The following is a 24,224-nucleotide window of genomic DNA, read 5'->3' as shown; positions in this document are numbered from 1 at the left end:
TTCATCGTTCGACTTGCATGTGTTAAGCACGCCGCCAGCGTTCGTCCTGAGCCAGGATCAAACTCTCCAACAATGTCAAATTTGATCGAGGCAATTCAATGCTCTCAAAGGAACCCCAAACGAGGTTCAAAAAACATAAGCTCTACTGGCTTAGTTCACTAGCACACTGTTGAGTTCTCAAGCAACACACCCCAGATCGCACCGCCATCACGCGGCCTTATCCGAAGCACTTATTTCTTGGCTTTTGTCCGGAGCACACTCTAGCACCTGCTCGAAACTGCCGTTTCAGCGGGGGTAGAGTTACCTCTCCAGTTCGGGACCACCCACTCTACCACCATCCGGTGGGAGCTTGGTTCGTGTTCCCGGCGGCCGCTCGGTTTCCCTGGCGACGAAGAGAACATTACACGGCCCGAAACCGGCGTTTACAGGGGGGTCCCTTTTTTCGCGCCGGGGCTCTGACCTGCATCGATCGGCCCCTCGCCCGGCACCGGCTCTCCGTGGGTGGCGACCACCGTCAGCACGACGAGGGCGGCGGCGAGCCCGGCGGTGATGTGGATGGGCGCCGGCGTGAACGACGCGCCGAGCACGAGCACCGCCGTCAGCGGGAAGCCGATCGCGATCGGGCGGCATTCGTTGGTGGGCCCGATGTGCATCAGCCAGACGCTGAGCAGATAGATCACGACGGGCACGGTCGTCGCCATCGCGGCGGGCAGGGACGCGACGTGCCCGGTGTGGGTGTCGTAGTCGACCGCGACTTCGAGACCGGCGCCGAGCGCGGCCGCCGAGGCGAAGATCAGATAGTGCCCATAACCCCAGCTCGCGACGGTGAACAGGCTTTTCGCCTTTTCGAGCCGGACGTGACCCGGCTGGTCGAAGTACAGCCACCACAAGGAGAACACCAGCACGAGACCCGCGGCGGCGAGCGAAATCAAGCTGCCGGTGTGCTTGCCCTCGTCCAGCCCTTCCTTGACCGCGGTGGTCGCGCCGAGGATGGATTCACCCAGCACGATGATCGTGAACAGGCCGTAGCGCTCGGCGATGTGGTGCGGGTGCCAGCCCGTCCAGCGCTTGCGTTCGGCGATCACCGGGACCGCGAGTTCCGCCAGCAGGAGCAGGAAGAACGACGGCAGCGCCAGCGACTCCGGGAGGCCGAGGCGGACGACCCACAGGATCTGGACGATCGTGATGCCGATGGCATAGCGCAGCGCTGCCGGACGGCATTCCGGATCGGTCCGCGCGGCGCGCAGCCACTGCACGACCATCGCGAGCCGCATCAGCACGTAGCCGGCGACCACGATCTTGAAGTCACCGTCGAAGGCGGACGAGACACCGGCGGCGACGGTCAGTCCTCCCGCGATCTGCACCAGCGTCACCAGCCGGTACGGGACGTCGTCGGTGTCGAACGACGACGCGAACCAGCTGAAGTTCAGCCAGCCCCACCAGATCGCGAAGAACACCATCCCGAAGCTGAGCACCCCGTGCCCGATGTGGTTCTCGGCGATCGCGTGGTGCAGACCGGCGGCGGCCTGCGCGACGGCGACCACGAAACACAGGTCGAACAGCAGCTCCAGCGGGGTCGCGACCCGGTGCCCTTCACCGGAATCGCGCATCGTCATCGGCCGGTACCAGACCCGCAGCCGACTCCGCCGTACAGAACTCTCCGCCATCGGTGCTCCTCGCCTTGTCGATCTGCGGAGATCTTCGCAGCCGAAAGCGGTTCACACACTCGGAGGAACGCGCGGCGGGTGGGTCCGGGCCGGGTGCACCTCCCCAGGCGCCCCCGCGCGAACCCACCCGCGCGAATGCCTCACCGGTACTCGGCTCACCAGTGGTGTTGAGCCGGCCGCCGCCGAACGGTCCCCCGCGGACGCCGACGGCTGTCCACCGGTTCGTGACCGCGGGTGTCCATTCCTGAGAACTCCGGACTCACCACGATCGCTCCCGCCGATCGATCCATCCCCGATCGATCGACAGAAATACCACTGTCGGTAGCCAAGTCACAGCGGTGAAGGCTCCGTTAGGTGTACCCGGTTGCTCTGAGTAGCACCAGAGGATGACAGCTTCAGTCACTCGGATGGAGCATCCGATCTTGCTGAAAGTAGTCATCGGCACGTGCGGAGACTCAGCCGCGTTGACTGTCGGCGGCAGCCCGCTCGGCTTCCTCCCGCTCGGTGAGCAAACGCCGCTTCCGGCGCGCGCGGAGTTCGATCACGGCGAGTAAAAGTGCCGAGCTCGTCAACGTGGCGGCGCACAGCATCGCGGCGGTCAGCGCCGACGGATAGCCCCCGTTCGCACCGAGTACCGCGTGGAAGACCGAGGCCAGCACCACCGTGCCGATCGCGGTGCCGATCCGTTGCCCGGTCTGCAACGCTCCCCCGGCCACCCCGGCCATCGACGTCGGTACGCATTCCAGCGTCAACGTGGTGTTGGGCGAGATGACCATGCCGCCACCGACCCCGGCGACGAGCAACGGCGGCGCGAACCACCAGCCCGCCGCGGAACCTGGATCCTGACCGGCGAGAACGGCGACCGTGATCATCCCGGCGATCACCATGACCAGCCCGGTGACGGTGAGCTTGCGGCCCCACTTCGGCACCAGCCGTCCCGCGATCGCCGCCGATACGGCCGAGCCGAGGGCGAAGGAGGTGACGGCGAGTCCGGATTGCAGTGGCGTGTAGCCGAGGCCTTGCTGGAAGAAGATGGCGAAGACCAGCCACATCCCGGTGAACCCGCTGAAGTACAGCGCGCCGACGGCCGCACCCGTCGCGTAGCCCGGGGTTCCGGTGAACAGGCGGGTGTCCAGCAGCGGCGGACGGCCGCGCCGCACCATCGAGCGTTCCCAGCGCACGAACGCGAAACCGAAGACCACCGCGACGAGGAACAGCCACCACAGGCTGCTGAGCCCGCCCTGTTCGGACTCGATCAACGGGAGCAGGACACCGAGCACGGCGACGCCCAGCAGCATGATGCCGACGAAGTCGATCTCACCGCGCAGGCTTCTCGCCGGTGTCTCTGGTTTCGGCAGCCATCTCAGTGCCAGCGCGAACGCCAGGATCCCGATGGGCACGTTCACGTAGAAGACCCAGCGCCAGCCTTCCGGGTCACCGAAGACGGCGAGGATCACGCCGCCGAGCACCGGCCCGACCGCGGTCGAAATCCCGACGGTGGCGCCGAACATGCCGAACGCCCGGCCCCGTTCCGCGCCCCGGAACAGGTCCTGGATCATCCCGCTGTTCTGCGGCGTCATCATGCCCGAGGCGAAACCCTGCAGGAGCCGCGCGAGGATCAGCGTCGTTTCGTTCGGTGCCGCGCCGGCGAACGCGCTGGTCAGCACGAACGCGGCGAGCGCGAACAGGAACATGCGGCGGCGGCCGAGCGCGTCACCGAGCCTGCCGCCGGACACCAGCACCAGCCCGAAAGCCAGCGCGTAGCCCGAAACCACCCATTGGATCCCGCCGCTCGACGCGCCGAGATCCTTCTGGATCGAGGGCAGCGCCGTGTTGACGATGCTGACGTCGAGCAGCCCCATGAACCCGGCGGCGAGCGAGACGGCGAGCGCCTTCCAGCGCCGGGGGTCGGGTTCGTAGGCGCTCATCAGGTGCTGGCGGCGATCCCGGGGATGCCCTTGAGCTCACCGATCAGCATCGACGTCACCTTGACCGGATAGTCGTAGAGCGCGAAGACCGTCTGGTTCTTGCCGACCAGCTTGAGGTGCACCGGGGTCTCGCCCTTGTGCGCCAGCAAGGTCTGCTTCAGCTCGCTGACCACCGACTGGTCGATCTTCTCCGCCGCGGCCAGCAGGACCAGCGGCAGATCGTCGTCGCCGTTGCCGACCTCGGACAGGTCGAGCGGCACGAGACCGCCGCCGAAGATGGACATCTTGTCCTCGCGCCAGTTCACCCGGCCCTTGACCAGGACCGCATTGTCCTCGATGAGGTCGGCGGAGAACATCGCGTAGGACTTCGGGAAGTACAGCACCTCGAGCGAGGCGTCCATGTCCTCGATGGTGCAGATCGCCCAGGGCTCGCCCTTTTTGTTGACCCGGCGTTCCAGCGAGGTGATCAGCCCGGAGACGACCAGCTCGCCTTCCTTCGGCGGGTCGGCGAGGATCGCGGCGATCGGCCTCGGCGCGTGTTTGCGCAGGATGCGTTCGGCGCCGTCCAGCGGATGCGCCGAGACGTAGAGGCCGAGCATCTCCCGTTCGTAGGCCAGGAGCTGCTTGCGCGGGTACTCCTCTTCGCCGAACTTCAGATGCGCGAGCGGTGACGAGGACGCCGCGGCTTCCGCGTCGTCGTCCCCACCGAACCCGAAGAGGTCGAACTGGCCCATCGCCTCCTGGCGCTTGAGCGGGACCACGGCTTCGACCGCGTCCTCGTGCACCTGGATCATCGAAAGCCGCGTGTTGCCGAGCGAGTCGAACCCGCCCGCCTTGATCAGCGATTCGATGACCCGCTTGTTGCAGGCCACCAGCTCCGACTTGTCGAGGAAATCGGTGAAGGAGGAGTACTTCCCCTTCTCCTCGCGGGTCTTGATGATCGACTCGACGACGTTCGCGCCGACGTTGCGGACGGCACCCATGCCGAAGCGGATGTCCTCCCCGACGGCCGCGAACCTCAGCGCCGACTCGTTGACGTCCGGCGGGAGCACCTTGATCCCGAGGCGGCGGCACTCCGAGAGGTAGACCGCGGACTTGTCCTTGTTGTCACCCACCGAGGTGAGCAGCGCGGCCATGTACTCCGGCGTGAAGTTCGCCTTGAGGTACGCGGTCCAGTACGAGATCAGGCCGTACGCGGCCGCGTGGCTCTTGTTGAACGCGTAGCCGGCGAACGGGAGGATCGTGTCCCAGAGCGCCTTGATCGCCTCGGAGGAGAAGCCGCCGGGAACCAGCTCGCTCGACTTCATGCCCTCTTCGAAGCCGACGAACTCCTTCTCGAGGACTTCCGCCTTCTTCTTACCCATGGCGCGGCGGAGCACGTCCGCGCGGCCCATGGAGTACCCGGCCACCTTCTGGCCGATGTGCATGATCTGCTCCTGATAGACGATCAGGCCGTAGGTGTCGGCCAGGATCTCCTTCAGGGGCTCTTCGAGCTCGGGGTGGATCGGTTTGACCTTTTGCCGCGCGTTCTTGCGGTCGGCGTAGTCGTTGTGCGCGTTCATGCCCATCGGGCCGGGGCGGTACAGCGCGCCCACCGCCACGATGTCGTCGAACACCGTCGGCTGCATCCGGCGGAGCAGGTCACGCATCGGCCCGCCGTCCAGCTGGAACACGCCGAGCGTGTCACCGCGGGAGAGCAGCTTGTACGTCTCCGGGTCTTCGACGCCGAGGGTGTCGAGGTCGATGTCGATCCCGCGGTTGGTCTTGATGTTGTCGATCGCGTCACCGATGACGGTGAGGTTTCGCAGGCCGAGGAAGTCCATCTTCAGCAGGCCGATGGCCTCGCACGACGGGTAGTCCCAGCCGGTGATGATCGAACCGTCGTCACGCTGCCACAGCGGGATGGCGTCGGTCAGCGGGTCGCACGACATGATGACCGCGCAGGCATGGACGCCGGCGTTGCGGATCAGGCCTTCGAGGCCGCGAGCGGTCTCGAAGATCGTCTTGCACTCTTCGTCGGTCTCGACGAGGGCGCGGACCTCGGCCGCTTCGCCGTAGCGCTCGTGCTTCGAGTCGACGATGCCCGAGAGCGGGATGTCCTTCGCCATGATCGGCGGCGGGAGCGCCTTCGAGATCCGGTCCGCGATCGCGTACCCCGGCTGGCCGAAGTGGACGCGGGCGGAGTCCTTGATGGCCGCCTTGGTCTTAATGGTGCCGAAAGTGATGACCTGCGCCACCTTGTCGACGCCGTACTTCTCGGTGGCGTAGCGGATCATCTCGCCGCGACGGCGGTCGTCGAAGTCGATGTCGATATCGGGCATCGAGACGCGCTCGGGGTTCAGGAACCGCTCGAACAGCAGCTTCTGCGGGATCGGGTCCAGGTTGGTGATACCGAGGACGTACGCGACCAGCGAGCCGGCGGCGGAACCACGGCCGGGGCCGACGCGGATGCCGACCTTGCGGGCGTAGTTGATGAGGTCGGCCACGATGAGGAAGTAGGCGGGGAAGCCTTTCCCGATGATGACGTCGAGCTCGATCTCGATGCGCTCGTTGTAGTACGGGTCCGGCACGCCGTCCGGGTACCGCCACTTGAGGCCGCGCGCGACCTCTTCCCGCAGCCAGGTGCCCTGGTCGTAGCCGTCGGGGACCTCGAAGAACGGCAGCCGGTCCTTGTGCGTGTACACGTCCTTGTAGGACTCGACGCGCTCGGCGATCAGCAGCGTCGAGTCGGCGGCGCCGGGGACCTCCTTGTCCCAGTACTCCCGCATGTCGGCGGCCGACTTCAGGTAGTAGCCGTCACCGTCGAACTTGAAGCGGTTCGGGTCGTTCAGCGTCTTGCCCGCCTGCACGCACAGCAGCGCCGAGTGGGTGTCAGCCTGGTCCTTGGTGACGTAGTGCGAGTCGTTGGTGGCCAGCGGTTTGAGGTCGAGCAGCTTTCCGACCTCGAGCAGTCCCTCACGGACCGACCGCTCGATCGGCAGCCCGTGGTCCATCAACTCAAGGAAGAAGTTGTCGGCGCCGAAGATGTCCTTGTAGTCCGACGCGGCCTGGATCGCTTCGGTGCGCTGCCCCAGCCGGAGCCGCGTCTGCACCTCGCCCGAGGGACAGCCGGTGGTCGCGATGATGCCGTGGTGGTTCTCCGCGATCAGCTCGCGGTCCATCCGGGGCTTCCGGTAGTAGCCCTGCATGCTCGCCAGGGAGGAGAGCTTGAACAGGTTGCGCAGGCCAGTGGAGTTCTCGGCGAGCATCGTCATGTGGGTGTAGGCACCACCACCGGAGACGTCACCGCCCTCACCGAACTCGTCGGCGCCACGCTGGTTCGACTGGCCCCAGAAGACCGGCTTCTTGTGGAAGCGGCTCTCCGGCGCGATGTAGGCCTCGATGCCGATGATCGGCTTGAGGTCGTGCTTGACCGCCTGCTGGTAGAACTCGTCCGCGCCGTACATGTTGCCGTGGTCGGTCATCCCGACCGCGGGCATGCCCAGGCGCGCCGCCTCCTTGAACAAGGGGGCGATCTTCGCCGCACCGTCGAGCATCGAGTACTCGGTGTGCACATGCAGGTGGACGAAGGAATCGTTCGACACCAGCGAAAACCTCCCCTAGGCAGACGGATCCCTGGCTGCTTGACGCGGGCCGGTCCTCCCACCTTATGCGCCGAGGTCCGACGGCGCCCGGGCGGGATGGCACCCCGGCGAGGGCCAGTCTCCCCCTCCGACCGGCCGCCGCCAAGCACCGACGCGGTGCGGTTCGCGATGACCTCGGTTACCCCCGAACGGGGCGCGGGATCAGCTCTGCCGGGCCAGCCGCTCGTTGACCTCCTCCCTGTCGAACCACTCCGGATGGAACCCGAAGCCGCCGAGCTCTTCGAGCAGTTCCTCGTTCTCTTCGTCGTCGGGATCGCGCAGGGCTTCCAGCAACATCTCGTAGCTCTGCTCGTCTTCGCATTCCGCCGGAGGGGCGGCACGTTCACCGTCGAGGCAGCTCGGTGCTTCGGGGAGGGCGACCAGCTGCTCGACGCGGATCCAGTGCGTCCACTCCTCCACCTCGTAGAGGAGCCGGTGGCCGGGCGATGTGACTACCTGGCCGAGTGTCACTTCGTCGTCCAGCCGTTCGCCCTCACCGCTCTGCGCGTCGACGCTGAAGCCTCCGTACGCGGTCTCGAACCGGTGATGCCGCCGCTCGTCCCGGTCGAACGCGGTCGCGAGGATCCGGTGCAGTCCGGCGAGGGTGACGTCGGAGCGGACTTCGAGCCTTCGCCAGATCGCGTCGTCCGGTTCGGACAGGGCGACCGCCAGCCAGAGCCCGGTGACCGGCACGGGCGTGGGCAGGACGAGCGGCAGCGGCTCGGCCGACGGTATGCGAGGCAGCGGTTCGTAGTCGGGAAGACCGAGCCACCGGCGCAATTGAGCCGCACGCTCGGGCAGATCGGGTCTCGGATCTCTCCCCAGTTCCAAGAGCTTGGGAGCCCTCTCCCGAATCCAGGCGTCGCGGTCCGCCTTGGCGATCAAGGCCGCTTCGACCTGGTTCCGGAACTCTTCGGGTGTCAGCGGCGCCTGGGTCACCTCGAAGCCGTTGCGAAGAACCGCCAGTGCGTCCTCGGGTTCGGGATGGAGCTCGATCACGTCGACCTCGCGATCGTTGACCACCACCTCGACCCCCACCGAGCGTTTGCCGGCGGTCAGCTTGGCGGCCAGGACGACCAGATCCTGATCCACCTGGCCTTGGACCACACAATCCGAAAGCTCGATCGGCCCGTGGAGCAGCTTCGGCCAGCGCTCCACCCTGGCCACGTCCAGAGGCGGACGTGGACGGCGGGAGCGCGGGCTCTTCGGTCGGTTGGCGGGCTTGCGGCCGCGGCTGACGGGGGACACGGAATCAGTATCGCCACCGGCACCGACAGTTTCGGCGTCGTGAGCAGCCAGGATCGAAAAATGCTTGCCGACCTGGGCGTGGATGGGCAGACTGGCCAGCCGCCAAGATCACCGAACCGCCCGGAGAGTTGATGATCGACCTGCAGGCCATGAACGAGCGCGTGATCGCGGAGTTCCGCGCGAACGGCCGCCACGGCGACGGTCTTCCGACGTTGCTGCTCACCACCACCGGCGCCCGCACGGGACGACGGCACGTGACGCCGATGCTGTTCCTGGCCGACGACGACCGCTACGTCGTCTTCGCCGCCAACGGTGGCGCGCCCGGGCATCCGGACTGGTATCGCAACCTGGTCGCGGAGCCGTCGGTCGACGTCGAGGCGGACGGAGAGGCCTTCACCGCGCACGCGGTCGAGGTCACCGGAGCGGCTCGGGACCGTTTGTTCGCGAAGCAGGCGAAGGCGTTCCCGCGGTTGGCCGAACATCAGTCGAAGACCACGCGGCCGTTCCCGGTGATCGCGCTCCACCGCGTCTGAAGTTCGCGGGGGTCGTGAGTGGCGTTTCGGGTTCTAACCCGAAACGCCACTCACGACGCGTTCGGTGGGCTCGGTACCGGCGCCCATACCCGCCTGAAGTACATGAAGGCCTCGTTTACTACCTTCAGGGTAGGCAAGGAGGCCTTCACGGACACCCTTGGCTCTGACGGACCCAAACACTCACGATCACCTCACGCGGAGCTGTGACGCTCACCACCTCCCACGGCAAGAACACTGTCGCACCAGAGGTTCGTGGCCGTAAAAGCCCGCAGTACGGCTTCCCCTTACCCCGCTGGAGCGGGCCTCGCAGGCTGGATCGAGGCGCTCGGCCGAACGCTTGACAAAGAGTCGCGCGCGACCGCACGATCTCGTCTCATGAACCTGTCTGACAGCCAGACAGCCGGACACGGTGGTCCACGACGCGTCAGCGCGATGGAGGCCGTTCTGGCCCACCTCCGCGGTGCCATCGAGCGCGGCGAGTACCCCGTCGGCCAGAAACTGCCGTCGGAATCCGCGCTCGGCAAGGAGTTCGAGGTCAGCCGTTCGGTCGTCCGCGAAGCGTTGCGGGGGCTGCAGGCACTCGGGCTCACCGTGTCCAAAACGGGCAAAGGGACTTTCGTGACCGCCACCGGGCCGGTCGAGAACCCCACCTTCGGGACTTACTCGGCCCGTGACCTGTTCGAGGTCCGGCGGCACGTCGAGATCCCCGTCGCCGGTTACGCGGCCTTGCGCCGCGGCACCGACGACCTGGACCTGCTCGGTCACCTCGTCGAGCGGATGGACGTCGAAACCGACAACACCGCGTGGGTGGCGCTGGACTCGCTGTTCCACATCACCATCGCCCAGGCTTCGGGCAATCCGGTGTTCGGCAAGGTCATCGAAGAGATCCGGGACGCGCTGGCCCGCCAGTCGTCCTTTCTCAACCAATTGGGGGACCGTCGGACCCGCTCGAACACCGAGCACCGTGAGATCGTCACCGCCATCGCCGCCGGCTCCGAAGCCGACGCCGTCGCGGCGATGACCTCCCATCTCGAACACGTCGAGGACGCGCTCACCACCATCGTGCGGCCGGGCCACACGACGCAGCAGGACAAGGACGACTGACATCGTGACCGAACAGACCCTCAGCGCGGACGACAGCAAATCGGCGCCGGTGCTCGCCGACGCCGGCGACGCCGGCTACGACAAGGCGCTGAAACCCCGCCACGTCAACATGATCGCGATCGGCGGCGCCATCGGCACCGGCCTGTTCCTCGGCGCGGGCGGCAGGCTCGCGCAGGCGGGCCCCGCGCTCGCGATCGTGTACGCGGTCTGCGGCCTCTTCGCGTTCTTCGTGGTGCGTTCGCTCGGCGAACTCATCCTGTACCGCCCCTCCTCCGGTGCCTTCGTCTCCTACGCCCGGGAATTCATGGGTGAGAAGGGCGCTTTCGTCGCGGGCTGGATGCACTTCCTGAACTGGTCGACGACCGGTATCGCGGATATCACCGCGATCGCGCTGTACGCGCATTTCTGGTCGTTCTTCACGCCGATCCCGCAATGGGTGCTGGCGCTCATCGCGCTGGCGGTGGTGCTGGCGCTGAACATGGTTTCGGTGAAACTGTTCGGCGAGATGGAGTTCTGGTTCGCCATCATCAAGGTCGCCGCGCTGGTGACCTTCATGGGGATCGGGATCTTCCTGCTGGTCACGCAGCAGCCGATCGACGGCACGACGCCGGGCTTCTCGCTGATCTCCGACCATGGCGGGATCTTCCCCGTGGGCCTGCTGCCGATGGTGCTGATCGTCCAGGGTGTCGTGTTCGCCTACGCCTCGGTCGAACTGGTCGGCGTCGCCGCCGGCGAGACGGAGAACCCGCGCAAGATCATGCCGAAGGCGATCAACTCGATCATGTGGCGGATCGGGATCTTCTACGTCGGCTCGGTCGTCCTGCTGGCGATGCTGATGCCGTGGGACTCCTACTCGAAGAACGAGAGCCCGTTCGTCACCGTGCTCTCGCATATCGGGGTGCCGCAGGCGGGCAACGTCATGAACCTGGTGGTGCTGACGGCGGCCCTGTCCAGCCTCAACTCGGGCCTCTACTCCACCGGCCGCATCCTGCGGTCGATGTCGCTGGCCGGTTCCGCGCCGAAGTTCACCGGCGTGATGAACAAGAACCACGTGCCCTACGGCGGGATCCTGCTCACCTCAGCGGTCTGCGTGGTCGGTGTCGGCCTGAACGCCGTCGTGCCGAGCCAGGCCTTCGAGATCGTGCTGAACTTCGCCGCCATCGGCATCCTCGGCACCTGGGCGATCATCGTGCTGTCCCATCTGCTGTTCGTCCGCAAGGCCAAGCGCGGCGAGGTCGAGCGCCCGTCGTACCGCCTGCCGTTCTCGCCCTACACCGAGATCGCGACGCTGATCTTCCTCGCCGCGGTCGTGGTGCTGATGGGCTTCGACGAGACCGGCCGGATCACCCTGTACTGTCTGCCGGTCATCGGGCTCGCGCTGGTGGCGGGCTGGTTCGGGGTCCGCAAGCGGATCAACATGGACGTATTCGAAAAGACGAAGCTGTGATCCCGGAGATCCGCGTCCCCGCGCACGAACCGCTGGTGCACCTCCTCCGCGACGGAATGGTCGAGGGGGTGCACCACGGTTCGGCCGTGGTACTCGCTCCCGACGGCCGCGTGCTGTTCGCCGCGGGCGACATCGAGGCGGCGTTCTACCCGCGGTCGGCCGCGAAACCCTTGCAGGCCACGGCGATGGCGCGGCTCGGGGTCAACCTGAGTCCCGCCGGGTTCGCCGCCGCGGCGGCCAGCCACTCCGGCGAGGAGATCCATCTGGCCGAGGTGCGCAGGACGCTCGGCGGCGCCGGGCTCACCACGGAGGATCTGCGGACGCCGGAGGACCTGCCGTTCGACCCGGTCGAACGCGACGCGTGGGTCGCGTCCGGACGGACGGCTTCGCGGGTGGCGCACAACTGTTCCGGCAAGCACGCCGCCATGCTCGCGACGTGCCGCCTGCACGACTGGTCCACAAAGGACTACCTGGATCCCGGCCATCCGCTTCAGCACGCGATCGCGGAGTGCGTCGAAGACCTGACCGGGCAACGCGTCCCGAAGGTGGCCGTCGACGGCTGTGGCGCTCCCCTGTTCGCGGTCTCGCTGCGCGGGCTCGCCCGTGCGGTCGGCAAAATCGCCGCGTCGGCGCCGGGGACACCGGAAGGCCTTGTCGCCGCAGGGATCCGAAAGCATCCGGAACTGGTCGCCGGCACCCGTCGCGACGTCACCGCGCTCATGCGCGCGGTGCCCGGCCTGATCGCCAAGGACGGTTTCGAAGCCGTCCAGGTCGCCGCCCTCCCGGACGGGACTGCGATCGCGCTCAAGATCGCCGACGGCGGTGACCGTGCGCGACGGCCCGTGCTCGCCGCCACGCTCGCGTTGTGCGGTGTAGACCAGAACGTGTTGGAGCCCACCCCCGGCCTGCGCGTGACCGGCGCGCTGGCCGAACTCGACCTCGCCGCCTGAGGAGTCTTCGATGCACCGCGTGGAACACGATCTGCTGGGGGACAAGGAAGTCCCCGCCGACGCTTACTGGGGCGTGCACACCGCCCGTGCCAGGGAGAACTTCCCCATCACCGGCACCGCGATCTCCGCGTACCCACACCTGATCGCGGCGCTCGCCTCGGTCAAGGAGGCCGCCGCCCGTGCCAACGCCGACCTCGGGTTGCTGGAGCCGGACGTCGCCGACGCGATCCGCCGGGCGTGCCGTGAGATCCGCGAAGGCGCGTTGCACGACCAGTTCGTCGTCGACGTCATCCAGGGCGGCGCGGGCACCTCGACGAACATGAACGCCAACGAGGTGATCGCGAACCGCGCGCTCGAACTGCTCGGGCACGAGAAGGGTGACTACGCCCGCGTGCACCCGAACGAGCACGTGAACCTCGGGCAGTCGACCAATGACGCGTACCCGACCGCGGTCAACGTCGCGACGATCATCGCCGTCCGCGAACTGGCCGGGGCGATGGTCGTGCTGGAACAGGCTTTCGCGGCCAAGGCCGTCGAGTTCCGCGATCTGCTGAAGATGGGCCGCACGCAGTTGCAGGACGCCGTCCCGATGACATTGGGGCAGGAATTCGGCACCTACGCGGTCATGCTCGGCGAAGACCGGCTTCGGCTCACCGAAGCGGTGACGCTGCTGCACGAGATCAACCTCGGCGCGACCGCGATCGGCACCGGGCTCAACGCCGCGCCCGGATACGCCGAGGCCGCCGTCGCGCATCTGCGCGAGATCACCGGCCTGCCCGTCGTGTCCGCGGCGGACCTCGTCGAGGCGACACAGGACTGCGGCGCGTTCGTGCACCTTTCCGGCGTGCTCAAGCGGATCGCGGTGAAACTTTCCAAAAGCTGCAACGATCTGCGGCTGCTCTCGTCCGGGCCGCGGGCGGGGCTCAACGAGATCAACCTGCCGCCGGTGCAGGCCGGGTCGTCGATCATGCCCGGCAAGATCAACCCGGTGATCCCCGAGGTGGTCAACCAGGTCGCGTTCGAGGTCATCGGCAACGACGTCGCCGTCACGATGGCGGCCGAGGCCGGGCAGCTGCAGCTCAACGCCTTCGAGCCGCTGATCCTGCATTCGCTTTCGGAGAGCATCACGCATCTGCGGTCGGCGTGCCTGGTGCTGGCGGAACGATGCGTCTCCGGGATCACCGCGAACGCGGACGTGTTGCGGGGCTACGTCGAGAATTCGATCGGGCTGGTGACCGCGCTGAACCCGAAGATCGGGTACGCGGCGGCGACCGAGATCGCCAAAGAGGCGCTCCAGACCGGGCGCGGGGTGGCGGAACTCGTCGTCGAGAAGGGGCTTCTGCCCGCCGAAGAGCTGGCGAAGCTGCTGAAGCCGGAGACGCTCGCCCGGCTTTCCTGAGACCCGCGGGGCGGTACCGGGCGGTCCGCCCCGCGCCAGTGTCAGGAAAGTGGCTTTCAGGACATTTTCGTCCTGAAAGCCACATTCCTGACATGCGGGTACGGTCGTAAGCGGAAGGTGATCCTCCGCGCGAAAGGCGGCCAGTGTGCTCGACCGACTCCTCGACCGGTACCTCGGCCTCCCACCCGCCGAAGGCCCCGCCCCCTCGGTGACCAAGGCGATCCCCGTCCCGATGCCCGACGGTGTCCGGCTGCTGGCGGATCGCTACGCCGTCCCAGGCGACGAGCCGCGACCGGTGGTGCTGATCCGCACGCCGTACGGCCGCAAGGGCCTGATGGGCAAGATCTTCGGCGAGACGTTCGCGCGGCACGGGTTGCAGACGGTCCTCCAGAGCACTCGCGGGACCTTCGGCTCAGGCGGCGAATTCCGGCCCTTCCACCTGGAGAAGGAGGACGGCCTCGCCACCGTCGCGTGGCTGCGCGAGCAGCCATGGTGTGACGGCCGGGTCGCGATGGCCGGCGCGAGCTACCTCGGCCACACGCAGTGGGCCGTCGCGCCGTATCTCGGCGAGCCGCTCGAAGCGCTGTGTCTCGGCGTCACCGCTTCGGAGTTCGTGTCGACCTTTTATCCAGGCGGAATCCTCGCTGTCGACAACATGGTCTCGTGGTCGGCGCTGATCGGCCGCCAGGAAGGCCGGTTCGCCGGCCTGCCGAATCCCTGGCAGACGAAGAAGACCCGCCGCGCCATGGCATATCTGCCGGTTTCCGGCGCCGACGTCGCGGCCATCGGCAAGCAGGTGCGGTTCCTGCAGGACGTCTCCGCGCACGCCGAACCCGGCGACGACTTCTGGGCGCCGTCGGATCACAGCGCCGAGGTCGCCGCGCTGACGACCCCGGTGTCCATGGTGACCGGCTGGTACGACCTGTTCATCTCCGCCCAGCTGCGCGACTTCAAGGAACTCGCCGCGGCCGGACGCGCACCGCGGATCACCATCGGCCCGTGGGCGCACGGCGAGCCCGCGAGCCTGAAAACCCTGATCACCGACCAGATCGGCTTCCTCTCCGCCCACCTCCTGGGTGATCGCGCACCGCTCAGGCAGTCACCCGTGCGCCTGTATCTCCAGGGTTCTGGGCGGTGGCTCGACTTCGCAAGCTGGCCACCGGAGTCCGACACCACCTCGTACTTCCTGCGTCCCGGCAGGCTTTCCCTCGATGCGCCGGTGGAGTCGAAACCGGGCAAGTTCACCTTCGATCCGGCCGACCCGACGCCGACGGTCGGCGGCCCGCTTCTGTCGGGCGTGCAGAAACAGCAGGACAACAAGGAAATCGAGGCCCGGCCGGACGTACTGCTGTTCACCGGTGACGTGCTGGAGCGCGATCTCGACGTCATCGGCGAGATCTCCGCGCTGGTGCACGTCCGGACCGACGTCGGGCACGGCGACGTGTTCGTCCGGCTGTGCGATGTGGACCGTCGCGGTGTCTCCCGCAACGTCACCGACGGGATCCTCCGCCTGCGACCCGGCGACCCGGAGTCCGGTGTGGACGGTGTGGTCGCCGCCGAGATCCTGCTCGATCCGACGGCGTACCGGTTCCGGCGCGGGCACCGCCTGCGGGTGCAGGTCGCGGGCGGCGCGTTCCCGCGCTTCGCCCGCAACCACGGCACCGGCGAGCCGGTTTTCAGCGCGGTGGACGGGAAACCCGCGCGGTTCGAGATCTTCCACGACCCCGCGCACCCGTCGCGGATCACGCTGCCGGTGTTCGGCGGCCAGTGAGGGTGGAGAGCACAGGAGCGTGTCGCGAGAGTGGCTTTCGCGACACCTCGCGACGGCGCCGCCTCGCCTGACTCCTCGTCAGGCCGGGACGACCCGCTGGTGCGTGGTCAGCCTGCCGTCGTCGTGCAGCACGTGGAACAGCAGCGACGGCGGCAGGTCGTAGTCGATCGGTCCGCCTTCACTCCAGGACCGCAGTCCGTTCCGTTCCCACGGGAACAGGATGCTCGACCCGACCGACGGTGCCGACCGCAGCGGCACTCCCGCGAACGTCGTCGACGCCGCGGCGTGGACGTGCCCGCAGAGCAGGGCGACCACGCGCGGGTGACGCGCGAGCACCTCGGCCAGCTTTTCCTCACCGTACTGGCGCATCGCGTCCACCAGCGGCAGCCCGAGCGCGACCGGTGGGTGGTGGAAGGCGATGAAGGCGGGGCCATCGCCGTCGCCGAGTACGTCGTCCAGCCAGGCCATGGTCTCGTCGTCGAACTGCCCGTCGGGTTTGCCGGGGATGGTCGAATCGGCCATGACGAACGTGACGTCGCCGACCGTGTGCGCCGCGTTGACCGGGGCGTCACCCGGCGCCTGGCCGAGCAGCCCTTCGCGGAACGGGCCGCGCTTGTCGTGGTTGCCAGGACAGACGAACAGCGGGACGTCGGTCTTGAAGAGCTCGGCCGCGCGCCGGTATTCCTCGAGGGTGCCGTGGTCGGTGATGTCTCCGGTCACCAGGATCGCGTCGACCGGTGTCGCCAGGCCTTCCAGGTACCGCATGACCCGTTCGGTGCGTTCGTCGGCGCGCTCCCCGCCGTCGAGATGGTTGTCGCTCAGATGTGCCGTCACGAACATCGTGTCACCCCATGTCTTCCAGATATGCCAACGTTTTCACCCAGTTCCGCACGAGCAGCTCCATCGCCGTCGCGAGGTCGGAGACGCGGATCGCCTCGACGATCCGGTGGTGCTCATCGATACTCTCCCTGGCGCATTCGACGCCACCGAAATAGCGCGCGTCATAGCGTTTCAGCAGCGGCTTCGTCTGCTCGAGCAGGCGCAGCAGATGCGGATTCGTGCACCGCGAGACGAGCAACGCGTGCCAACGGTCGTCCAAACTGGACAGATCGCCCTGCCGGGCGAGTTCCGCGGCCATCTCGGCGGTGATCCGGTCCAGTCCGCCGGTGAGCCCGGCGAGGTCCTGCGGCGAACTCCAGCGCAACGCGAGCGATTCGAGCTCGGCGACGAGCGGGTACAGCTGCCGGGCCTCGTCCGGGTCGAACGGCGGCACGAGGAAACCCCGGTTCGGCGCCGAGACGAGCAGGCCGCGGTCGGCCAGCCCGATCAGCGCCTCGCGCAACGGGGTCCGGCTGACGCCCAGTTCGCGGGCGAGGTGCACCTCGTTGATGCGGCTGTCCGCGGCGATGCGGCCGTCGAGCACGCGGGCGGTGATCTCCTCCGTGAGGTCGCGCCGGAGCAGGTTCCTCGTCATCGGTGCAGTATTGCATGCACTTCGGTCGTACTGTATTCAGTTAGGCATGACGGACTTCGATGTGCACCGCGCCCGCGCCGAGACACCGGGCTGCGCGGAAGTGGTCCACCTCAACAACGCCGGATCGTCCCTGCCACCCGCCCGGGTGACCGACACCGTCGTCGGCTACCTGCGGGAAGAAGCCCTGATCGGCGGGTACGAGCAGGCCGCGGCGACCGTTGAGCGGATGAACGGCGTCTACGCCTCGGCCGCGCGCCTCGTCGGCGCCGGCCCCGAAGACATCGCCCTGACCGACAACGCGACCCGGTCGTGGCAGGCGATCTTCTACGCGCTGCCGTTCGCCGCGGGAGACCGGATCCTGACGGCGAAATCCGAGTACGCGAGCAACGTCATCTCCTTCTTGCAGATCGCGAAGCGCACCGGCGCCGTCGTCGAGGTGGTCGACAACGACGAGTCCGGGCAACTGGACGTCGAGGACCTCAAGCGCCGCGTCGACGGCGACGTCAAACTGATCGCCGTCTCCCACGTACCCACTCAGGGCGGACTGGTGAACCCCGCCGAAGAGATCGGCGCGGTCGCGCGCGAGGCCGGGATCCCGTTCCTGCTGGACGCGTGCCAGAGCGCCGGCCAGATCGACCTCGACGTCGCGCGCCTGAACTGCGATGCCCTCAGCGTCACCGGCCGCAAGTACCTGCGCGGTCCGCGGGGCACCGGATTCCTGTACGCGCACCCGCGGCTGCGCGAGCGCGTCGAGCCCGCGATGCTCGACCTTCACTCGGCAGCGTGGACCGCGCCCGAAACCTACGAAGTCGATCCGACGGCGAAGATGTTCGAGGTCTGGGAACGCGATCACGCCGCCCTGCACGGCCTCGGCGCGGCGATCGACTACGCCCTCGAATGGGGCATGCCCGCCATCGAAGCTCGCGTCGCCGCCCTCGCGGCGAAACTACGCGACGCGCTCCGCGAGATACCCGGTGTCCGCGTCCACGACCAAGGCGCGCGACAGTGCGGGATCGTCACGTTCAGCGTGGCGAAAACACCGTCGCAGGAAGTGAAACAGCGCCTGGCCGCGGCGAAGATCAACGTCAGTGTCACTGAAGCGACGTCCGCCCAGTTCGATTTCGTCGAGCGTGGATTGCCGCCACTGGTCCGGTCTTCGGTGCACTACTTCAATACCGAAGACGACATCGCCCTCCTCGTCGGCGAAGTCGGAAAACTGGCCTAGCGACGGGAAAGCACCGACTCGGACGGCGGGGCGTACGGCAGCCCCGTCGTCTTCGCGCGCATACCGAGCACCAACGCCTCCCCCAGCAGGCTGACACCGATCGACAGCGTCACCGGCCGCGCGTCGGGATGTGCCCCGGCCATCGTGGCCAGGAAGCCGACCCCGAAGTTCACCAGCATCGACAGCACCCAGACGCCGAACGTCCAGCCGGTGTAGCGCAGCCACAGCACGCCGTCGCGCTCGAACAGCTTCGTGGTGGCGGCGCGCACCGCGCCGAGGCCGCATCCGACGACGGAACCCAGCACGAGCCAGGCGCCGTCCGTGAAGGTGAAGCTTTCCAGCTTGGTCAGGCCGTAGCCCGCGATCGCGAGCAGGACCACCGGCGCCCCGAACACCTCGCGGGCGACCAGCGGCTCCCCGCGCAGCCTGCGCACGACGATCACGATCACCACGGCGACGACCAGCGCGATCAGCAACCAGGTCCGCATGGACTCCCCCTTTGCAGCATGCCTGTGCTAAATAAAATAGCAAGGTCGTGCTATAAAGGCAACATGCCCAAGATCGTCGACCCCGATGCCCGGCGCCTTGAGATAGCCGAAGCCGTCTTCCGGGTGATCCAGCGGGACGGCCTCGCGCAGGCGTCGCTCCGAAGCGTGGCCGAGGAGGCCGGCCTCGCGATCGGCTCGGTGCGGCACTACTTCCGCGGCCACGACGAGCTGATCGTGTTCGCCATGCGGTCGCTCGGTGACCGGCTCGAGGCGAGGCTGCTGGGGCATCTCCCCGACCTGCTCGACCCCGCGACACCGCGCTCACGTCGGCAGGAGATCACCGAAGCGCTGCTCAGCGAACTGCTCCCGCTCACCGAGCAGACCCGGGCCGAAACCGACGTTTGGCTGGCGTTTTCGGCCGCCGCGAAGAACCGCCCGGACCTCGCCGAGGAGGCCGCCCGCATGTACGACGGGGTCCGCGCCCTCGTCCGGCGCGTGCTCGACGGAGCGAACGAAGCGGGAGGTCTCCTCGAAGACCTCGACCTGACCGTGGAGACCGAACGGCTGGCCGCACTGCTGGACGGGCTCGCGTTGTCGACGGGCCGGACTTCGCCGGAGCTGATGCGCACGGTGCTCCGGCGGCACCTGGAGAGCCTGCGGCGCCCCGAATCGGAGGCGAAATGAGCACCTTCTACGAAGTCGCGGAGCGGGATCCAGGCCGCGTCGCGGTGATAGACGTCGACGGGCGCGAGACCACCTTCGGCGAGCTGTCGGCGCGTGCGAATCAGCTGACCCACGCCTTGCGGGCACTCGGCATCGGCGAGGGCGACGGCATCGTCGCGATCATCCACAATGGACTCGCCTATTACGAGCTCCTGCTGGCGACCTTGCAGGCGGGGATGTACTTCACGCCGGTCAACCATCGGTCCTCACCGGGCGAGATCGCCTACATCGCGGCGAACAGCGGCGCCAAGGTCGCCGTCGCGGACGCGGACATCGCCGTCACGTGCACCACGGAATTGCAGGGCCTGCACCGGTTTTCGCGCGGAGAGACGCCCGGCTGGGCGGACTACGCGGCGTGGGGCGCGGGTCGGCCCACCACCACGCCCGAGCAGCGGACCGCGGGCCAGACGATGCTCTACACCTCCGGGACCACGGGGCGCCCCAAAGGCGTCCGGCGCGCCCTGTCCGGGCGGCCGCCCGCGCTGCACCCGATCCACGCGAACGTCCTCGATCGCCTGGACGTCCGGCCGGGGCACGGCGTGCACCTCGTCGCCTGCCCGCTCTACCACGCGGCGCCGGGCATGTTCTCGACCGCGATCCTGCATCTCGGGCACACGCTCGTGCTGATGGACCGGTTCGACGCCGAGGAAACGCTGCGGCTCACCGAAAGGCACCGCGTGACGAGCACGCATCTGGTGCCGACGATGTTCCACCGCATGCTCCGGCTGCCCGAGGACGTCCGCGCGCGGTACGACCTGTCGAGCCTGACGTCGGTCATCCACGGTGCCGCGCCGTGCCCGAAGGAGGTCAAGGAGCGGATGCTCGCCTGGCTCGGACCGGTGGTCCACGAGTACTACGGCGCGTCCGAGGGCCTGATCGCGGCCGTGCACGCGCGCGATTGGCTCGCCGCGCCGGGCACGGTCGGCACACCGCTGGACGGCGTGCGGGTCGAGGTGCTCGACGACGACGGCCGCGAACTCCCCGCCGTCGAGACCGGGACGCTCTACTTCAGTTCCGCGCACACGAAATTCGACTACCACGACGATCCGGACAAGACGGCCGCCGCGCGTTCCGGGGAGTTCGTCACCGTCGGGGACGTCGGCTATCTCGACACCGCGGGGCGGGTGTTCCTGTGCGACCGGCGGACGGATCTCATCCTTTCCGGTGGCGTGAACATCTACCCGGCCGAGATCGAGGCGCGGCTGCTGAGCCATCCCGACGTCGCCGACGTGGCGGTGATCGGGGAACCGGATCCCGAGTGGGGACAACGGGTCGTCGCGGTCGTCCAACCGGTCGAGGGGACGGCCGGGGACTCCGCGCTGGCGAAGCGGCTTGAAGAGCACTGCCGAGCCGAGCTCGCCGGGTTCAAGACGCCGCGCCGGTTCGACTTCCGCGAGCGGCTGCCGCGGACCGAGAGCGGCAAGATGCCACGGCGGACACTTCGGGCGGACTGAACGGCCCTTTCGGGCAGTGCCGGTCGCGGTACGGTTCGTTCATGCGCCTGCGGTCCGTGACCACACTGCTCGCCACCCTCGTTCTCGCGCTGGCCGTCCCCGCGACGGCCGACGCGACGCCCGGCTCCGGCGTGACCGGGACGATCTTCCACCAGCAGACGGTCGGGAACACCGATTACGTGCTGCGCGAGGTCGTCATCCAGCCCGGCGGCTACACCGGCTGGCACTACCACGACGGCACGCTGCACGCGTACGTCAAGGCAGGCACGCTGACGCACAACTCGGCCGACTGCGGGCTCGACGGCTTGTACCGCAAGGGTGCCGTCTTCACCGAACCGAGCGACACCGTCCACATCGGACGGAATCTCGGGGCGACGCCGGTGGTGCTGGAGGTGCTCTACGTGCTGCCGCACGGAAGCCCGCTGTCGCAGGACGCGCCGAACCCCGGTTGCCCTTTCTAGGCCCCGAACCAGCCCGCCACGTCGAGACGGAAGCCGTCCGCGGGCGCCATCGTGCGAAGGTCCGTTTCGAGCGCGCGGACCCTTTCGACGCCCAGCGTGGCGGCCCACTCCTTGCGCAGCTCCTCGAAGATCGCCGCCGTCCGGCCGAGTGAGTCGAACCCGCGGCCGGTGAGCCGCACGACCTTGCGCCGGGCGTCGGCCGGGTCGTCGACACGCGCGACGTAGCCGAGCTGCTCCAGCTTGTCGACGGTCTTGCCCGCCGCCTGCTTGCTCACGCCGAGCCGCCGCCCGATCTCGCTCGCCGTCGCGCCCTCGCGGCCGATCGCCTGCATGGCGAAGCCGTACGCCGGGCGGACGTCGGGATGCCCCTGCTCGGCCAGCTCGGCGTGCATCCGGTCGATGATCGAGCGGAAGCCCGCGAACAGCAGGAGAGGCAGCTCGAAGCCGGGCGGATCGGAATCGCGCTTGCCTGAATCGACAACTTGGTTTACCTTTTCGTCAACCACGTTGACCATCTTAAAGGGGAAGCCTTGTTCACCGATCACACCGTCGAAACCGCGCCCGAAGCCTCGCGTCGCTCGATGGAAGCGACCATCCGGAAGTTCGGCCACCTCCCCACCGCCGTCGCCCGGCAGGCGTCGTCACCCGAACTGCTCGATGGATTCCTGAAACTCAGCGCGAGCTTCGAGCGGACGACGCTCGAACCCCTCGCGCGGGAGACCGTCGTGATGACCGTGGCGACCCGCAACGGCTGCGCAGTGTGCATCGAGATCCACACCGGCAAGTTGAAGGGTCTCCACGCGGACGACGACCTCATCGCGGCGCTTCGCTCCCAGGAGCCGGTGCCCGACGAGCGTCTGGAAGCCATCCGGCAGTTCACACTCGCGGTACTCGAAACCGCCGGCGGCGTCGACGACGAGACCCTGCGGACCTTCTTCGGGCACGGATACACCGAACGGAACGCCCTCGAAGTCGTCATGGGCATCGGGGCCTACACGATGTCGACCTTGGCGAACAGGCTCATCCGCGCCTAGGTGTGTCCTGCGAGTCTGTTCGATGGGCTTCGTGATCCAGGTGATCCCTGACGGCACGGGCGGATCGGCCCCGTACCGGGTCGTACTCGGCCGAGCCCGCCTGTGCCGTCAGGGAGCACCTGGGCGCGAAGACCTCGAACATGACTTGCAGGACACGGCCTCGTCGCTCTGCGTGATCGCCGCTCGTGGCCCGGATCACTCCAATGGACGCCGATCTTGACGTATCTGGGCAGCCCCGCCCGCCTCTTCTCTTGTGTAGCCGAAAGTTCGCCACCCGCGGCGCGGCGCACACCGGCGGTCTGGCCTGCCGAGGGGGCAGACCAGACCGCCGAAGCCGAAAACGTTCCACAGGTGTTGGGGGTGCGTGAAGGCCCCCTTCCCTCGGCTCAGTCGAGGGAAGGGGGCCTTCACGTGTCTTGAGCGCATTTAGTCGACTAAATGCGGAGGGCGGGGTGGCCGAGTCCGGATCGCGGTGGTCCGTGAAGGCCTCCTTGCCTACCCTGAGGGTAGTGAAGGAGGCCTTCACTACCCTCAGGATTGCCACGTGGCCCCCACCTGCAACAGCAACCACAGCGGTCACAGCGGCCGCGCGTGAAGGACCCTTCCCTCGGCTCAGCCTTCATGTACTGCAGTGCCGGTCTGAAGCTCACCGAACGCTTCGTGAGTGACGTCAGGCTTCGAGCGCCCAGCGCACGTAGCGCATCGTCGGGACGAAACCCGTCTTCTCGAAGACCCCGAACGCGCCCGAAGGATCCGCCGAGTCCACGTTCAAACTCGCGCGGTCGTACCCCTGGTCAGCGACGGCCCGCAACGCGTGTCCCATCAGCGCTCCGGCGACACCTCGCCGCCGGTGCTCCCGAAGCGTTCCGATCACCATGAAGTGCGCGTCGCGGACGCCGGTGGCCTCCGTGTCCGCGTCCCAGCACAGGGTCACCAGCATCCCGACCGCACCGCCCGCCTCGCGAAGCAGGAAGCTGACCTCAGGCCGGAAAGTCTGGTTGGTGATCTTGTTCCGCCAGAGCTCGACTGGCATCGGCACCGCGCCCCAGCAGTCGCGGTAGGCCTCGTTCCTGACCGTCCGGAAGTCCTCGTCGTTCCGCTCCGACCACGGCTCGACCCGGAACCCTCGGGGGATCACAGGACCGTTCAAGGCGCCGAGCGAGTGCTCCATCCGCTGGAAGTAGCGCACCGGCACGAACCCCCCGGGAGCGGACGAGTTCGGCCAGGCCCGCGATGCGCTCGGGCCGGTTGACGTCCACCACGAGTTTCGAGTCGGGGTGGTGCAGCGCGGCTCGTTCTACGGCGACTTGGCCCCTTTGGATGCCTTCGATCTCGTGGTGCACATCCCGCGGCTCACTCCCGCCGAGCCGGACGACAGCGCCCTCGGGCACTCTTCCGCCGAAGTCCGGGAAGCATTCGCGCGGTGGCAAAGGACCAGCCGATGACCGCACGAGGACAGGAGGGCGACCGGGCGGGAACTGCCGCGATGATCGGATTCCCGAGGATCGCCGCGGCGCGGGCCTGGCGGGATGTGCCGGTGCGCCGGCACATCATCGAGAGCCTGGCTTGAGATCGACGGGGCCCTCGATGATCTCCGGGGGCCCCAAATCCGTTCGTGGGCGCAGTAGGGATCGAACCTACGACCGCTCGGGTGTAAACCGAGTGCTCTCCCGCTGAGCTATGCGCCCGGGAGGT

21 protein-coding genes, 1 tRNA gene and 1 rRNA gene are annotated in these 24,224 nt (G+C 67.8%); 12 read left to right on the top strand and 11 right to left on the bottom strand.

The window, feature by feature from the left end; translation table 11 throughout:
- The 5 genes from AC069I_RS12850 to AC069I_RS12830 all read right to left on the bottom strand — a co-directional run.
- Positions 1-73: ribosomal RNA gene (locus tag AC069I_RS12850) — 16S ribosomal RNA — on the bottom strand; the annotation flags it as partial.
- Positions 74-422: 349 nt separating this feature from the next.
- On the bottom strand, positions 423-1,667 hold the full coding sequence (locus AC069I_RS12845) for a low temperature requirement protein A (protein WP_478265473.1): 1,245 nt from the start codon (positions 1,665-1,667) through the stop codon (positions 423-425).
- 455 nt (positions 1,668-2,122) lie between these two features.
- The gene (locus tag AC069I_RS12840) at positions 2,123-3,595 is read right to left on the bottom strand and encodes an MFS transporter (RefSeq protein WP_478230231.1); all 1,473 of its coding nucleotides are present in this window, start codon (positions 3,593-3,595) and stop codon (positions 2,123-2,125) included.
- Positions 3,595-7,179 (bottom strand): DNA polymerase III subunit alpha, encoded by a 3,585-nt coding sequence (gene dnaE, locus AC069I_RS12835; protein ID WP_436462520.1) that lies wholly within the window; start codon positions 7,177-7,179, stop codon positions 3,595-3,597. Before dnaE ends, AC069I_RS12840 begins: the two co-directional genes overlap by 1 nt.
- A 201-nt stretch (positions 7,180-7,380) precedes the next feature.
- Complete coding sequence (locus tag AC069I_RS12830; RefSeq protein ID WP_478265472.1) at positions 7,381-8,466, bottom strand: plasmid pRiA4b ORF-3 family protein; 1,086 nt, start codon at positions 8,464-8,466, stop codon at positions 7,381-7,383.
- Between the two features lie 131 nt (positions 8,467-8,597).
- Between AC069I_RS12830 and AC069I_RS12825 the strand changes: the two genes are divergently transcribed.
- From AC069I_RS12825 to AC069I_RS12800, 6 genes are all read left to right on the top strand, one after another.
- Complete coding sequence (locus AC069I_RS12825) at positions 8,598-8,999, top strand: nitroreductase/quinone reductase family protein (RefSeq protein WP_478235962.1); 402 nt, start codon at positions 8,598-8,600, stop codon at positions 8,997-8,999.
- A 432-nt stretch (positions 9,000-9,431) separates the two neighbouring features.
- Positions 9,432-10,103, top strand: coding sequence for a FadR/GntR family transcriptional regulator (locus AC069I_RS12820; protein WP_478230235.1), 672 nt, complete (start codon positions 9,432-9,434; stop codon positions 10,101-10,103).
- Between the two features lie 4 nt (positions 10,104-10,107).
- Positions 10,108-11,550, top strand: coding sequence for an amino acid permease (locus AC069I_RS12815; RefSeq protein WP_478265471.1), 1,443 nt, complete (start codon positions 10,108-10,110; stop codon positions 11,548-11,550).
- Positions 11,547-12,500 (top strand): asparaginase, encoded by a 954-nt coding sequence (locus tag AC069I_RS12810; RefSeq protein ID WP_478265470.1) that lies wholly within the window; start codon positions 11,547-11,549, stop codon positions 12,498-12,500. The genes AC069I_RS12815 and AC069I_RS12810 overlap by 4 nt, the downstream gene beginning before the upstream one ends.
- A 10-nt stretch (positions 12,501-12,510) precedes the next feature.
- Positions 12,511-13,899 (top strand): aspartate ammonia-lyase, encoded by a 1,389-nt coding sequence (gene aspA / locus AC069I_RS12805; RefSeq protein ID WP_478235960.1) that lies wholly within the window; start codon positions 12,511-12,513, stop codon positions 13,897-13,899.
- Positions 13,900-14,044: 145 nt separating this feature from the next.
- Entirely contained in the window at positions 14,045-15,670 is a 1,626-nt protein-coding gene (locus tag AC069I_RS12800; RefSeq protein WP_478265469.1) for a CocE/NonD family hydrolase, read from the top strand.
- A 78-nt stretch (positions 15,671-15,748) separates the two neighbouring features.
- Here the strand turns inward: AC069I_RS12800 and AC069I_RS12795 are convergent, their stop codons facing one another.
- Positions 15,749-16,510 (bottom strand): metallophosphoesterase, encoded by a 762-nt coding sequence (locus tag AC069I_RS12795; protein WP_478265468.1) that lies wholly within the window; start codon positions 16,508-16,510, stop codon positions 15,749-15,751.
- Between the two features lie 4 nt (positions 16,511-16,514).
- Complete coding sequence (locus AC069I_RS12790; RefSeq protein ID WP_478230223.1) at positions 16,515-17,144, bottom strand: GntR family transcriptional regulator; 630 nt, start codon at positions 17,142-17,144, stop codon at positions 16,515-16,517.
- Between the two features lie 46 nt (positions 17,145-17,190).
- On the opposite strand from AC069I_RS12790, the gene AC069I_RS12785 reads away from it, so the two are divergent.
- A complete protein-coding gene (locus AC069I_RS12785; RefSeq protein ID WP_478265467.1) occupies positions 17,191-18,369 on the top strand; it encodes an aminotransferase class V-fold PLP-dependent enzyme in 1,179 nt (392 codons plus the stop codon).
- Here the strand turns inward: AC069I_RS12785 and AC069I_RS12780 are convergent.
- The gene (locus AC069I_RS12780; protein ID WP_478230221.1) at positions 18,366-18,857 is read right to left on the bottom strand and encodes a DUF1453 domain-containing protein; all 492 of its coding nucleotides are present in this window, start codon (positions 18,855-18,857) and stop codon (positions 18,366-18,368) included. The genes AC069I_RS12785 and AC069I_RS12780 overlap by 4 nt on opposite strands.
- 63 nt (positions 18,858-18,920) lie before the next feature.
- On the opposite strand from AC069I_RS12780, the gene AC069I_RS12775 reads away from it, so the two are divergent.
- Genes AC069I_RS12775 through AC069I_RS12765 form a run of 3 tightly spaced genes read left to right on the top strand, consistent with a single transcriptional unit; the run spans position 18,921 to position 21,495 of the window.
- Complete coding sequence (locus AC069I_RS12775) at positions 18,921-19,541, top strand: TetR/AcrR family transcriptional regulator (protein ID WP_478235956.1); 621 nt, start codon at positions 18,921-18,923, stop codon at positions 19,539-19,541.
- Positions 19,538-21,034: an AMP-binding protein gene (locus AC069I_RS12770; RefSeq protein ID WP_478230219.1), complete on the top strand. Its 1,497-nt coding sequence runs from the start codon at positions 19,538-19,540 to the stop codon at positions 21,032-21,034. The genes AC069I_RS12775 and AC069I_RS12770 overlap by 4 nt, the downstream gene beginning before the upstream one ends.
- Before the next feature lie 41 nt (positions 21,035-21,075).
- Complete coding sequence (locus AC069I_RS12765; RefSeq protein ID WP_478230218.1) at positions 21,076-21,495, top strand: cupin domain-containing protein; 420 nt, start codon at positions 21,076-21,078, stop codon at positions 21,493-21,495.
- Here AC069I_RS12765 and AC069I_RS12760 read toward each other — a convergent pair.
- Positions 21,492-22,010, bottom strand: coding sequence for a MarR family winged helix-turn-helix transcriptional regulator (locus tag AC069I_RS12760; protein ID WP_478230217.1), 519 nt, complete (start codon positions 22,008-22,010; stop codon positions 21,492-21,494). The genes AC069I_RS12765 and AC069I_RS12760 overlap by 4 nt on opposite strands.
- 15 nt (positions 22,011-22,025) lie before the next feature.
- On the opposite strand from AC069I_RS12760, the gene AC069I_RS12755 reads away from it, so the two are divergent.
- Positions 22,026-22,529 (top strand): carboxymuconolactone decarboxylase family protein, encoded by a 504-nt coding sequence (locus AC069I_RS12755; RefSeq protein ID WP_478230216.1) that lies wholly within the window; start codon positions 22,026-22,028, stop codon positions 22,527-22,529.
- A gap of 670 nt (positions 22,530-23,199) precedes the next feature.
- Here AC069I_RS12755 and AC069I_RS12750 read toward each other — a convergent pair.
- The gene (locus AC069I_RS12750) at positions 23,200-23,718 is read right to left on the bottom strand and encodes a GNAT family N-acetyltransferase (protein ID WP_478265466.1); all 519 of its coding nucleotides are present in this window, start codon (positions 23,716-23,718) and stop codon (positions 23,200-23,202) included.
- Between the two features lie 252 nt (positions 23,719-23,970).
- Between AC069I_RS12750 and AC069I_RS12745 the strand changes: the two genes are divergently transcribed.
- Positions 23,971-24,099, top strand: a complete 129-nt coding sequence (locus AC069I_RS12745; protein ID WP_478230214.1) for a hypothetical protein — start codon at positions 23,971-23,973, stop codon at positions 24,097-24,099.
- A gap of 46 nt (positions 24,100-24,145) precedes the next feature.
- Here the strand turns inward: AC069I_RS12745 and AC069I_RS12740 are convergent.
- A tRNA-Val gene (locus AC069I_RS12740) sits at positions 24,146-24,217 on the bottom strand.
- Positions 24,218-24,224: the final 7 nt, after the last annotated feature.

The sequence above is a fragment of the Amycolatopsis sp. NPDC043885 genome (genome assembly GCF_056435685.1).
The sequence above is the reverse complement of the archived record's forward strand: the minus strand, read 5'-3'. Positions and strand labels throughout refer to the sequence as shown.

Bases quoted from the DNA above. Each gene is read 5' to 3' on its own strand.
- AC069I_RS12785 (WP_478265467.1), top strand. From the start codon at position 17,191: ATGACGGACTTCGATGTGCACCGCGCCCGCGCCGAGACACCGGGCTGC.
- AC069I_RS12840 (WP_478230231.1), bottom strand. From the start codon at position 3,595: ATGAGCGCCTACGAACCCGACCCCCGGCGCTGGAAGGCGCTCGCCGTC.
- AC069I_RS12845 (WP_478265473.1), bottom strand. From the start codon at position 1,667: ATGGCGGAGAGTTCTGTACGGCGGAGTCGGCTGCGGGTCTGGTACCGG.
- AC069I_RS12820 (WP_478230235.1), top strand. From the start codon at position 9,432: ATGGAGGCCGTTCTGGCCCACCTCCGCGGTGCCATCGAGCGCGGCGAG.
- AC069I_RS12770 (WP_478230219.1), top strand. From the start codon at position 19,538: ATGAGCACCTTCTACGAAGTCGCGGAGCGGGATCCAGGCCGCGTCGCG.
- AC069I_RS12825 (WP_478235962.1), top strand. From the start codon at position 8,598: ATGATCGACCTGCAGGCCATGAACGAGCGCGTGATCGCGGAGTTCCGC.
- AC069I_RS12765 (WP_478230218.1), top strand. From the start codon at position 21,076: ATGCGCCTGCGGTCCGTGACCACACTGCTCGCCACCCTCGTTCTCGCG.
- AC069I_RS12775 (WP_478235956.1), top strand. From the start codon at position 18,921: ATGCCCAAGATCGTCGACCCCGATGCCCGGCGCCTTGAGATAGCCGAA.
- AC069I_RS12745 (WP_478230214.1), top strand. From the start codon at position 23,971: ATGACCGCACGAGGACAGGAGGGCGACCGGGCGGGAACTGCCGCGATG.
- AC069I_RS12795 (WP_478265468.1), bottom strand. From the start codon at position 16,510: ATGTTCGTGACGGCACATCTGAGCGACAACCATCTCGACGGCGGGGAG.
- AC069I_RS12760 (WP_478230217.1), bottom strand. From the start codon at position 22,010: ATGGTCAACGTGGTTGACGAAAAGGTAAACCAAGTTGTCGATTCAGGC.
- AC069I_RS12790 (WP_478230223.1), bottom strand. From the start codon at position 17,144: ATGACGAGGAACCTGCTCCGGCGCGACCTCACGGAGGAGATCACCGCC.
- AC069I_RS12780 (WP_478230221.1), bottom strand. From the start codon at position 18,857: ATGCGGACCTGGTTGCTGATCGCGCTGGTCGTCGCCGTGGTGATCGTG.
- aspA (WP_478235960.1), top strand. From the start codon at position 12,511: ATGCACCGCGTGGAACACGATCTGCTGGGGGACAAGGAAGTCCCCGCC.